Source organism: Sphingomonas sp. LR60, assembly GCF_036855935.1.
GTDB lineage: Bacteria > Pseudomonadota > Alphaproteobacteria > Sphingomonadales > Sphingomonadaceae > Sphingomonas.
The window spans coordinates 2,590,110-2,602,444 of sequence record NZ_JASPFK010000001.1 but is presented as its reverse complement, the minus strand read 5'-3'; the positions used below and the strand labels follow the sequence as shown (position 1 = coordinate 2,602,444).

The 12,335-nt window shown below is 64.1% G+C and carries 8 protein-coding genes and 1 tRNA gene; 4 read left to right on the top strand and 5 right to left on the bottom strand.

Features of this window, described 5'->3' with window-relative positions; translation table 11 throughout:
* Window positions 1-57: 57 nt before the first annotated feature.
* Entirely contained in the window at window positions 58-1,284 is a 1,227-nt protein-coding gene (locus QP166_RS12210; protein WP_333916142.1) for a PAS domain-containing protein, read from the bottom strand.
* 160 nt (window positions 1,285-1,444) lie between these two features.
* Between QP166_RS12210 and QP166_RS12205 the strand changes: the two genes are divergently transcribed.
* A tRNA-Thr gene (locus QP166_RS12205) sits at window positions 1,445-1,520 on the top strand.
* A gap of 163 nt (window positions 1,521-1,683) precedes the next feature.
* A complete protein-coding gene (locus QP166_RS12200) occupies window positions 1,684-2,877 on the top strand; it encodes a tyrosine-type recombinase/integrase (protein ID WP_333916141.1) in 1,194 nt (397 codons plus the stop codon).
* A gap of 120 nt (window positions 2,878-2,997) precedes the next feature.
* On the opposite strand, the gene QP166_RS12195 is transcribed toward QP166_RS12200, so the two are convergent.
* Window positions 2,998-3,957, bottom strand: coding sequence for an IS481 family transposase (locus QP166_RS12195; RefSeq protein ID WP_333914047.1), 960 nt, complete (start codon window positions 3,955-3,957; stop codon window positions 2,998-3,000).
* A gap of 57 nt (window positions 3,958-4,014) precedes the next feature.
* Window positions 4,015-4,770, bottom strand: a complete 756-nt coding sequence (locus QP166_RS12190) for a DeoR/GlpR family DNA-binding transcription regulator (RefSeq protein ID WP_333916140.1) — start codon at window positions 4,768-4,770, stop codon at window positions 4,015-4,017.
* Window positions 4,771-4,882: 112 nt separating this feature from the next.
* Here QP166_RS12190 and QP166_RS12185 point away from each other — a divergent pair, with 112 nt between their 5' ends.
* Window positions 4,883-5,497, top strand: coding sequence for an NUDIX domain-containing protein (locus QP166_RS12185; RefSeq protein WP_333916139.1), 615 nt, complete (start codon window positions 4,883-4,885; stop codon window positions 5,495-5,497).
* Between the two features lie 470 nt (window positions 5,498-5,967).
* On the opposite strand, the gene QP166_RS12180 is transcribed toward QP166_RS12185, so the two are convergent.
* Window positions 5,968-7,371 (bottom strand): outer membrane protein assembly factor BamB family protein, encoded by a 1,404-nt coding sequence (locus QP166_RS12180; protein WP_333916138.1) that lies wholly within the window; start codon window positions 7,369-7,371, stop codon window positions 5,968-5,970.
* A gap of 246 nt (window positions 7,372-7,617) precedes the next feature.
* A complete protein-coding gene (locus QP166_RS12175) occupies window positions 7,618-9,642 on the bottom strand; it encodes a M13 family metallopeptidase (RefSeq protein ID WP_333916137.1) in 2,025 nt (674 codons plus the stop codon).
* Between the two features lie 418 nt (window positions 9,643-10,060).
* On the opposite strand from QP166_RS12175, the gene QP166_RS12170 reads away from it, so the two are divergent.
* The gene (locus QP166_RS12170) at window positions 10,061-12,334 is read left to right on the top strand and encodes a TonB-dependent receptor (protein ID WP_333916136.1); all 2,274 of its coding nucleotides are present in this window, start codon (window positions 10,061-10,063) and stop codon (window positions 12,332-12,334) included.
* The last annotated feature ends 1 nt before the right edge of the window (window position 12,335 follow it).

Genomic DNA, 12,335 nt, shown 5'->3' with positions numbered 1-12,335 from the left:
CCCTGACGCGCCTAGCTCAAGCGTTGCCGCACTGCATTGCTGCAGCGTCGGATTGCATCAACGCAGGCGGCGCAGCACCTGCGCGGCGAGCCTTGCGTCGTCGCCGACCGTGCCCAGGACGACGATCCCGGTCGCGGTGGCGCGGCCGAGCAGCACGACCGGCGCGCCCTCGTCCAGCCCGCTGTCGATGGCCAGTTCGGCGAGCGGCAGCCGGTCGGCGAACGGCGAGGCGGGGGCATCGTCATGCGGTTGCCGCTGTGCGCGCTCGTCGGCGACGATGCGCTTGATCCCGCCCTCGGTGCGCTCCAGCGCATGTGCCAGCGCGCCTGCGCCGATCCCGGTGCGCTGCGCCCAGGCGAGCACGGTCGCCGCCTCGGTCAGCCGCGTCTTGTCATGATCCGCGCCGAACACGAGCTTGGCGATCGCGGTCATCGGCGCGCGCGCCTGGACGCGGATGTCGGCAGCGGCGAGCAATTCCTCCAGTCGCGCCGGGTCCGCGGCCGCGGCGAGCGCGACGTCATGCGCACGCCCCAGCGCGCGATAGAGCGCGGCATGGCTGCGCAGCCGTGCCGCGCGTGCCACGGCGGCGCTGTCACGCGCGGCGGCGAGCAGATCGTCGAGCGTCGTCGCCGCGCTCTCGGCCTCCGGCTCGGGCGGTGCGGCGCACGGACCGTCGGCCCACACGCCGCCGGGCAGCGGATCGTGACGCGGCGCGCGGATCGCGGCGGCCAGTTCGGCATCGAGCCCGGCCTGATCGTCGGCCGCGACCAGTTCCTTCCAGTTGATCACGCCATAGACATAGTCGATCGACTGCGCATCGGACGAGAAGGGCATCAGGATGCCGCGGTACATCGTGTTGTGCCCGCGCGTCCCGGTGAATTCCGCCTCGAAGCCGATCGGCGCGCGATTGGCGATGATCTGCAGATAATGGTCGGTCAACCGCGACAGCAGCGAGCGCGACGGCACGTCCGAAATGCGCGCGATCGACAGGTCGACGGCGCATTCCTCGCGCAGGGCACGACCGATGAACTGGATCGCCGGATCCTCGACGCCCGCGGAGAAATCGAGCAGCACGCTGTGCGCGCCGAAATCGGCGATGCTCTCGGGATCGAGATCCTCGATCGCGGGATAGGGACGACCGCGCAGCAGCGACACCCAATGATTATAGGCGCGCACATGCATCCGGCGCTCGTCGGGGCCGATCGGCGCCGGCGACTCACCCACGCCGCCCTCTGTGGGATCGTCGTCCTGGCGAAGATCGTCGTAGCCGTGCGCGCTGTCCATGCTCATCGTCCCGGCGAGCGGCCTGATATTCGACCGGATTCGCGGACACGCTTCTGCCTTGTGGATGGTAAAGGCCGGGTAAAGCCGCGAGGCGCTTGTCAACGCCGTTTGCCGCTGCTAAGCGCCGCCTCCACGACGTTTCCCACACGGGATCGCGTAGGCCGCTTTAGCTCAGCTGGTAGAGCATCGCATTCGTAATGCGGGGGTCACAGGTTCGAGTCCTGTAAGCGGCACCACACCCCAATCCGACTAGACCCTCTGCGGGTTGAGAAAACCGCAGAAATCTGCCATTTTCTATGCATTATCTGCCGTAGAAGTCCTGCATTGTCCGGGGAGAGCCGGGCTAACTTGGGGGCTTCGTTGGGGGCCAACCCCACGGCGTTGCTAGGAGTGGCCCCCATGCCCCTGACAGACACCGCTGTGCGTGCCGCTAAGCCGGATTTGAAGCCCCGCAAGATTGCAGATGAGAAGGGCTTGTTCCTTCTCATCCAACCTAGCGGCGGGAAGCTGTGGCGGCTGAAATACCGGCACCTTGGCAAGGAGAAGAAGCTTTCTCTTGGCCGGTATCCTGACGTGACGTTGAAGGAAGCGAGGGAGCGCCGCGACGAAGCTCGGCGCGTGCTGGCAAGTGGGTTCGATCCATCCGTAGAGAAGCGTACTCGACAGCTTGCGGCCCAACAGGACGCGGCAAACACGTTCGTGGTGATCGCGAACGAGTACATAGACAAGCAGGAGCGTGAAGGCTTGGCAGGCGCGACCACCCGCAAGGCTCGTTGGCTGCTAAGCCTGATGGAGCAACCTCTTGGTAATTTGCCTATTAGCACGATCACCCCGGCTACGCTGTTGGCGGCGTTGCGACGCGTGGAAGAGCGTAATCACCTTGAAACAGCAAGCCGTATGCGATCCCTCGCCAGTAGGGTGTTCCGTTACGCTGTGGCTACGGCGAGAGCTACGAGCGATCCCGCAGCGGCATTGCGTGGAGCGCTGACGGCACCGAAGGCGAAGCATCATGCGGCGATCGTTGATCCTAGCGGCCTTGGCGCGCTGCTTCGTGCAATCGATGGCTATGAGGGCCAGCCGATGACGCGGCTGGCATTGAAGTTGATGCCGCTCCTTTACTCACGTCCCGGTGAGCTTCGAAAGGCTAAGTGGGACGAGTTTAACCTTGTCGACGCCGTCTGGAAAGTTCCTGTCGGGAACATGAAAACTCGACGTGAGCATGTTGTGCCTTTGTCGCGTCAGGCTATCGTATTGCTTACCGAAGCGAGAAGCCTGACAGGAAAATATCAGTATATCTTTTCGTCGATGTATCCCGGCACGCGCCCTATGTCCGAAAACACTATAAACGCTGCTCTTCGTCGCCTTGGCTATTCTGGTGAGGAAATGACAAGCCATGGATTTAGGACTACCGCTAGCAGCCTTATCAATGAAAGTGGGAAATGGCATCCTGACGCGGTAGAGCGATCCTTGGATCATCGTGATGTCAATGTCATCCGAGGTATCTATCATCGTGGCGCTCACTGGAATGAGCGCGTTCAAATGGCGCAATGGTGGGCGGACTACCTCGATCAACTTCGGTTAACGGTCGGATAGGCGTAGCTGCTAGCCCGACCATACAGGTGCCGATAGGCTAGGGGCCGATTTGAAGTTGATGCGGATCACCGGCGACGTGATCGATAAGTACCACCCGCACGCGGCATTCCGACCGCTACCCTAGGTGTTTAGTCCTGGCATTTGGTGGATCGGGTCGACGATGAACCGGTCTGGCTCTGACGTCCAGATCTTGGCGATGTATTCGTAGGGCGTGAGACCGCTGAGCGTCTTGAGCCGGCGGGCGAAGTTGTAGGCGGCCATGAAGTCGGCGAGGTGCGTGCGCAACTGGTCGTGGCTTTCGTAGTGGAAGCGTTTGACGGTCGCCTCTTTGATGGTGCGGTTCATTCGCTCGACCTGACCGTTGGTCCATGGATGGTTCGGTTTCGTGAGTCGGTGCTCGATGCCATTTGCGTCGCAGATCATGTCGAAGCGCATCTGGCGCGACCAGGCGGTGTTGCGATTACGCGGCTGCTCGGCGAACTGGATGCCATTATCGGTGAGGATCGTGTGAACGCGGTAAGGCACGGCTTTCAGCAGGTGTTCCAGGAACTCCCAGGCTGTCCGCCTGTCAGCCTTCTCAACCAGTTGGGTGACCGCGAACTTGCTGGTGCGGTCGATGCCGACGAAAAGGTACAGTTTGCCTTCGGCGGTCTGCACCTCGGCAATATCGATGTGGAAGAAGCCGATCGGGTAGCGCTTGAAGCGCTGCCGCTTCGGCTTGTCGCCTTCGATGTCCGGCAGGCGGGAGATGCCATGCCGCTGTAGGCATCGGTGCAGCGCTGACCGGGTCAGGTGCGGGATCGACGGCTGCAGAGCGTAGAGGCAGTCGTCGAGCGGCAGCAACGTGTGGCGCCGGAACGCCACAACCATTGCCTCCTCGGCTTCAGTCAGGGTCGTTGAACGAGGGGCCTTCGGCCCGGTCTTCAGGTCCTCGACCGTCGCCCTCTTACGCCACTTCGCGACCGTCTTCGGGTTGATCCCGAGTTCCCGGCTCAGCGTCGCGAGCGAAGCTTGCGATCGCTGTATTGCTGCTCGGACGGCGTGCGTGGTCGTGGCGCACCCATGACGTACCTGTCCCATACGGCTTCCTTCCATTCCAACGAAAGGATCGCACCATCAAACCGTGGGATCAAACACCTAAGCCGGGATGGTTTCGATGGCGATGTGATCGAACAAACGCATGAGATCGGCCGGCAAGCCGTTCTCGGTCACCAGCGTGGTGATCTCCGCCAACGGCATGATCTGATAGGCCGACGCCGCACCCAGTTTCTCGCGCGAGGCCAAGACGACCGTTTCCGCCGATTGCCGCGCGATCAGCCGCTTGATCGCGGCTTCCTCGGCATCGCCGGTCGTCACGCCGAGATCGGGATGCAACCCGGTCACGCCCATGAAATAGGTATCGGCGCGAATACGGGCGATCGCCTCGGCGGTCGCTGCGCCGGTGGTGACGATCGAATGTTTGAAGAGCTGACCGCCGATGATCTGCACGTCGATCAACGGGTGGCGAACCAGTTCGATCGCGATGTTCGGGCTATGCGTGATGACGGTCGCACGAAGATCGTGCGGCAAGGCGCGCGCCAGTTGAACATTGGTCGTACCGCCATCGAGGAAGACGATCTGTCCCGACCGGATCTGGCGCGCCGCATATCGCCCCAGCGCCGCCTTTGCCGGTGAAGCGAGTTCCTCACGCGCGGCGAAGTCGGCAACGGCCGGTGACGCCGGCAGCGCGCCGCCATGCACCCGTTGCAGCAGGCCTTCGCTGGCCAGTTCGCGCAGATCGCGGCGGATCGTGTCCTCCGACACGCCGATCTCGCGGCTGAAGGTTTTGGCGATCAACCGTCCGTCGCGCCGGAGCGTCGTCTGGATCAGGGCCTTGCGTTCGGTGGTCAGCACTGTCGCCTCGCTTGCACGATATTCATTGACTCTGCACGTTTCTGCACGGAAAGATGATCGACGTCCAGCGGATCGATCGGACCCGCTGCTCTTCTTGAATCAAGGAGCTGGCATGAGCATCGCAGATCGCGTTCGGGTGGAAGAGGTAACGGTCCTGTCGGACAACTGGTATGTGTTGAAGAAGACGGTCTTCGACTTCCGGCGACAGGATGGCCAATGGCAGCGGCAGTCCCGCGAAACCTATGATCGCGGCAATGGTGCGGCGATCCTCCTCTACGATCCCGATCGCCGCATGGTCGTCCTCACTCGCCAGTTCCGCTACCCGGCCTTCGTCAACGGCCATGACGACCTGCTGATCGAGGTGCCGGCCGGATTGCTCGACGATGCCGAACCCGAAGTGCGTATTCGCGCCGAGACGGCGGAGGAAACCGGCTATCGCGTGGGGGAGGTCCGCCAGGTCTTCGACGCCTTCATGAGCCCCGGTTCGGTGACCGAACGGCTGCACTTCTTTGTCGGACGGTATCGGCCGGAGGATCGTGTCGCCGACGGCGGCGGCAATGCGGACGAGGGCGAGGATATCGCAGTCTTCGAGGTCACGATTCACGACGCGCTGTCGATGATCGCGGCCGGCGAGATCCGCGACGGCAAGACGATCATGCTATTGCAATATGCGGCCTTGAACCTCTTCGCTGTGCAGCATTGGCGCCAACCAAGTTACCGATCGTAAATTGCTCGATCACAGGCGGCTTGCCGGTGAGGGCACTCGCGGACGAACGAACTGCGAGTAAGCCGGAGCATTCCACTGGGGTCCCCACGGAATGGTCCGGACGATCTTGCCACCCCTCCGCAATCGCAGAATTTATGATGTTTCCTGAACCGGTAGCAATTGAGCGGGATTCCGCGCGCGTCCGCGGCTTGATGCGAGCAGCCGATCTCAGCGCGGTCACGTAGACGCCTTCTTCCACGATCTTCGATGCCAACAGGTACGACGCAGTAGACTGCGTCCTCCGCCTTCCAGTCTTTTCGAGGTTAATTGCAGCGGAAGCTTCTTCCCCCGCGATGACTGCAATCAGAGGCAAGCGGCAGGTCTACTTCGAAGGCTAGGCAGGCGCGATTGCACCTTCGATCCACGCCCTTCACTATAGCTTTCCAAGCTGTACCGCGACGGCGCGGCACCGGATCGGTGCCGCGCCGCGCTTACATCAGTTTGACGGCGTGCAGACCGGTCGTGGTGGAGATGATCAGATAGCCGTCGGGCGTGATCGCCAGGTTGCCGCCATAAGAGGTCTTCCATGCCACCGGATAGGCGGGGTCGCCCAGGTCGACCGCGAAGGTCGTGGTGGGGCTCGCGACGAACAGGTGGCTGTCCGAGATCACGACGTTGCTCTTGAGACTATCGCTGCCCCCGACGTTGATCGACGCCGACACCAGCCCGGTCGTCGCGTCGATCACGTCGACGAACGTGCTCGACGAGCGGACCGCGTAGACTTTGCCGCCGTGCGCCGCGGGCTGGCCGGTGTAGCTGTAGCTGGAGCGCCACAACGGCCGCTCGTTGTTCAGCGCAAACGCCGCGATCGGCAAGGCGTCGCCGACGTGGTAATTGTCGGTGAAGGTGAAGATCCGCCCGTCGTCGAGCATCGGGGCGCCGACATACCGGTCGAAGTAGCTGATTCCGGTTTTGGAGAAAAACGGGTTCCTGATGGCTTGGGCCAGCGAACCGTCATCGCGGTTCAGCACGACCAGCGCGCCGGCATTGAAATAATAGACATAGCGTTGATCGACGGCGACGCTCTCGCCTTCCATGACATAGCCGAAATATTGGTTGACGATCGTCGCTTGCCAGCCGGTGGTACCAGTGGCCGCATCCACCTTGAACACGCCGTTGCCGTAATAGCCTGCGGCGAAGAAGAGTTCGTCTCCGACGAGCGTCGGGACGCTGCCCGCGCTGAACTGCGCGTCATAGGTCGGTGTGCTGACGTAACCGCCCGTGACGGCGTTGATGACCTGTAGCGGGGCGGCGGTGGACGTCTCGTTCGGCGCGATCGCGGCAACCCGGCCATTGGCATAGGAGGGGCCGAACGGCTGTGTGTTCGGATAGACGTTCTTGTTGCCGAGGTCGAAGCCCCAGCGCGGCGCACCATTCGTCGTGGACACCGCCTGCGTGTAGATATGGCGATCCGCTTGTAGCACGTTGAAGAACACGCTGCCCGATGTCGCGGCGACATCGCTCGGCGGGTTGGTGGTGGCGATCGTCCAGGCATCGGCGAAGTTGGCGGCCGAGAAGCGGATCGCGACATAGCCCGTATGGCCGGGATTGCCCTGGAACGTCGACCAATTGCCGTCGGCGGCGATCGGCGCTGCTGTGGGAAGCGGGGTCGGTGACGGGGTCGGTGCCGGTGACGGGGCGGGCGTCGGTGACGGCGTGGGGGAGGGCGTAGGCGAGGGGGTCGGCGCCGGGGTCGGGCTCGGCGTCGGCGTGGGTGTCGGGGCCGGTGCGACGATGACGCCACCCGAGCCGCCCGCACCGCTGCCACCGTCACCGCCGCCGCAGGCGCTCACCAGGAACAGCAACGGAATGCTCACCAGCGCCGATTTTTTCATGTGTCCCCCGACGATCGTGTCACGATTTTTATTCAGCTTCGTAGCAGGTGCCGGATACGCGGCAAGCGCCCGGCGTCGACGGACTGCCCCATCTTGGTGTCGTTATTCGATGATCGTCATGCCAAGGCCGCGCGATCCGTGAGGGCGTGGTAGCGACCTCCTTGAACGCTGAGATCACTACCGTTTCATGGGTCACGCCAAGCGGTTGCCAAGATTGGCAAACGCACGTTCGCGGCCAACAGCGCATCAGCGCCAGATGCTGACGCGCTGCTCCGGCGCGAGGTACATTGCGTCGCCGGGCTTGACGCCGAACGCCTGATACCAGGGCGCGAAATTGCGGACGATGCCGTTGACGCGATATTTGTCGGGCGAGTGCGGGTCGCTGAGCAATTGCTGGCGGACCGCTTCCTCACGCCGCTTGCCCTGCCACGCCTGCGCATAGGCGAGGAAGAAGCGCTGATCGCCGGTCATCCCGTCGAGCACCGGCGGCTCGCCATGGCGCGCGACATAGCGGCGGTAGGCGGCATAGGCCGTTTCCAGCCCGCCGAGATCCGCGAGATTCTCGCCCAGCGTCAGCCGTCCCTTGATCTTGACGCCGGGGATCGGCTCATATTGGTCGAACTGCCCGGACAGCCGGTCGGCCTGGACGTTGTACTTGGCGGCGGTGTCCTTGCTCCACCAGTCGCGCAGCCGCCCGCTCGCGTCGAACTGCCGCCCCTGATCGTCGAAGCCGTGGCCCATCTCATGCCCGATCGTCGTCGCGCCGGTCTCCGCGTAATTGACCGCCGGATCGGCGTTCGGATCGAAGAACGGCGGTTGCAGGATCGCCGCGGGCAGCGTGATCTGGTTCATCGTCGGGTCGTAATAGGCGTTCACCGTCTGCGGCGTCATATACCACAGCCCGCGATCGACCGGCTTGGGGAAGCGCCGGAGTTGCAGCCGCCACTGAAAATCGGCGACCGCCATGTTGTTCGCGAGCGGATCGGTACGGCTGACCGCCAAGGTCGAATAGTCGATCCACTTCTGCGGATGGCCGATCCGCGGATCGAAGGTCGCAAGCTTGGCCAGCGCCGCCTTGCGGGTCGCGCCGTCCATCCAAGACGCAGCGTCGATCTTGTCCTTATAAGCGGCCTGCATGTCCGCGACGAGTTCGTCGGCCTTTGCTTGCGTGGCGGGCGACCAATAGCGTTGCACGTAGATCGCGCCGACCGCCTCTCCCAGCGCGTCGTCGATGAGCGACATGCCGCGCTTCCAGCGGGCGCGCTGTTCGGGCACGCCGCGCATCGTCTTGGAATAGAAGTCGAAGTTCGCCTGATCGAACGCGTGCGGCAGGAACGGCGCGGCGTTCGAGACGAAGCGGGCGGCCATCCACTCCTTCCATGTCGAGATCGGGACGTCGCCCAGCCGCTTCGACGCGGCCGCGATCGCGCTCGGCTCCGTCACGTTGACCTTGCCCGCCGCGCCCAGCCCCATCGCGGCGAGCGTCGGTGTCCAGTCCAGCTCGGGCGCGAGCGTCGTGAGTTGCGCGCGCGTCATCGGATTGTGCGTCTTGACGGGATCGCGGCGCTGCTCTGGCGTCCATTGGTCGCGGCTCAGCCGCGTTTCGAGCGCGATGATCCGGTCCGCTTTGGCGGCGGCGTCGGAAATGCCGGCCAGTTGCTGGATCTGGATCAGATAGGCGCGGTAGGCACGGCGGATCGCGTCATACTTTTCGCCGGACAGCAGGTAGTAATCACGCGTGGGCAGCCCGAGCCGCGCCTGCGAGGCATCGACCATATAATGGGTCGGATCGTCGGCGTCGGTGGAGATGCCGATGTTGACCGGCGAGGCGAAGCCCGGGCGCATCATCAGTTGGACGAGTTGCGGGCGCGTTTGGACCGCGTCGATCCGCGCCAGCCATGGACGGAGCGGGGCGAGCTCGCGCGCCTCGATCGCCTGTTCGTTCATCCATGCCGCGTAGAAATCGCCGACCTTGCGCGCTGTCGGTGTCGTCGGCGTGGCCGCTGCCTGCTCGACGATCCGCCGCACCTGCCCCTCGATCTCGTCGGGCAGGTCGTAATTGTAGCCGGCGCCGACCTTGTCGGCCGGGATCGGATGATCGCGCAGCCAGGTGCCGAGCGCGTAGGCGTAGAAGTCATCGCCCGGCTTCACCTGCCGATCCATGTCCTGAAGCTCGAGCCCCCAGGGCTTGTAGCGCGGCGTGCCGGTCTGGGCGGAGAGCAGCGCGGGCAAGGACGCGAGGGTGAGGGCGAGCAGGGCAGTACGACGCATCGAGATCTCCGGTCGGATCGGCACGATACCAGCCTAGGGTCTGTACCCAATCGCAACAAGGATCGTGATCGCCCCTGGAAGGCCGCCCACGAGGAGCGAAGCGCATCGGGTAGCGGAGCTACCCGCAAGCAAGCGACAAAGCTGGGCGGCCTTCCAGGGCGACCGCTGCGCGGCGGGCGGCTTTTGGCGCCATGCGGCGTCGCGCGTCGGTCACGATGCTTTGGCATCGCTCCCTCCTTGCTCCTGGCCTGGCGCCAAAATCCGCTCCGTCACGACCTTGTTGCGATTGAGTACAGACCCTCGGCGCGGCGATGAGCCGTCGCTATCCCCAACTTGGGTAACCCGATCCGCCAAACTGCAAGCCTGATATTGATTTGCATTATCGTGGAATGTAGCCGGCCCGCAGAGGGGGGCCATGATGAAGCCGATTACCTGTTTGCTCTATTCCGCCGCGCTGGTGGCCGCGACGCCGGGCCGCGCTCAACAGGTGCAGGACGCACCACCGGACGACATCATCGTCACCGGAGAGAAGTCGAACCGCACGCTTCAGCAGACCGCCACCAGCGTCGCGGTCACCACGCCGGAGCGCATCAGTCAGGAGAACATCCTGACGGTGCAGGATATCTACGATCGCACCGCCAATGTCTCCGCCACCTATGGCGCTTCGGGGTTCACGATCCGCGGCATCAACAATCAAGGCGTGGGCGCGGGCGGCAACGCCGACACTGCGACCGTCTATGTCGATGGCGCGCCGATCCCGCGGCAGGCGCTGTTCGGCGGTCCGACCGACCTGTGGGACGTGGAACAGGTCGAGGTGCTGCGCGGGCCGCAATCGACGATCCAGGGCCTCAACGCGCTGGCAGGGGCAGTGGTGCTCACCACGCGCGACGCGTCACCCTCGGACTATAGCGCGGACGGACGTGTGTTGTGGACCAACCGCGACGAGCGCACCTTCTCGGCGGCAGCGGGCGGACCGTTGATCCGCGACGAACTCGGGATCCGCCTTTCGGCCGAGCGGCGTGCCGACCGCGGACTGATCCGCAACGTCACGCGCGGCGGGTATGACGACAAGCTGACGCTGCTCAACCTGCGCGGCAAGCTGCACTGGACGCCGCAGGCGTTGCCCGGGCTGGACGTGCGCGCGAGCTTCAATCGCGTGCGCCGCGACGGCGGCTATCTGTTCGAATATGCCAACCTGACGACGCCGGACTTCTACGATCATCGCCAGTCGACCAACGACCAGCGTAACCGCGGCTATATCCGTTCCGACATCGCGGTGCTGAACATCGGCTACGAGATCGCGCCGCGGCTGCGGCTGTCGAGTGTGACGTCGTTCAACCGCACCGCGACGCTGGCGCTGGCCGATGGCGATGGCACCGCCGCGGACCTGCAATATATCAACAACGACAGCCGCTATCGGACGTGGACGCAGGAAATGCGGCTCAATTTCGATGGCGAGCGGCTGAGCGGGCTGGCAGGCGCATGGGTGTATCGCCGTTCGGGCGAACTCGCGGCCAACAGCCGCGTGAATATCGTGACGCCGGTCGCCACGATCGCCCAGTTGCTGCAGGGCGGCGGTGTGCCTGCGACGTCGGCGCGCCAGATTGCGGCGCGCTATGCGAACGCGCTGCCACAGATTCCGGTCCTTTATATCGCCGACCAGCCGATGCTGGTGCGCAACGCTGCATTGTTCGGTGATGCGCGGTTTCGCCTGACCGATCGCTTCTCGTTGCTCGGTGGCTTCCGCTACGATCATGAGGACAACCGCTACGGTGCCGAGACCATCGCCACGTTCAACGGCACCTTGCCCGCGCCGACCGACTTCGGGGCGGCCGGGACACCGCTCAACGGGGCGGTCACGGCGATCAATCGCGGCGTGCTCGCCCTCGTCGCACAGGCGGCATCGGCGCGGGCGGACAATGCGCGGCGCTTCGATGCCCTGTTGCCCAAGGCCGGGATCAGCATGGAGTGGACGCCCGACCTGACCACCAGCTTCACGGTGCAGCGGGCCTATCGATCGGGCGGATCGAGCCAGAATATCGCCCGCGCGCGCCTGGTTGCCTATAACCCCGAATATAGCTGGAACTACGAAGGCGCGCTGCGCTCACGCTGGCTGAACGGACGGCTGACGGTCAACGCGAACGTCTTCTACGTCGATTGGCGCAACCAGCAGACCAACGCCTTCTTCGGGCTGAACAGCTACGATTACAACACCGTCAATGCAGGCAAGTCGCATTTGTACGGCGGCGAGATCGAGGTGCTGGGGCGCGTCAAACGCCAGTTCGATGCCTATCTCTCGGCCGGGCACGTGCGCACCCGCTTCGACCGGTTCAGCCTGCCGGCGGGGGCCACCAGCATCGTCGAGTTGGCGGGGACGCAATTTCCATACGCGCCGCGCTGGACATTGGCGGGTGGGCTGAATGCGCGTGCCGGTGCGATCACGGGTAACGTCAACGCCAATTACCGCAGTGGGGTCTATACCGACGTGGGCACGACGCAGGGACAAAGTCGCCTGCCCGGCCGGACGGTGGTGAATGCCCGGATCGGCTATGACGCCGGGCAATGGACGGTGTTCGTGTTCGCGCGCAACCTGCTGGATGCCGACTATCTGCAATATCGCACTCTCGACGGGCGACGCGGCATCCTCGGCGATCCTCAGACATTGGGGGCAGGGCTGGAAATGCATCTGTGAT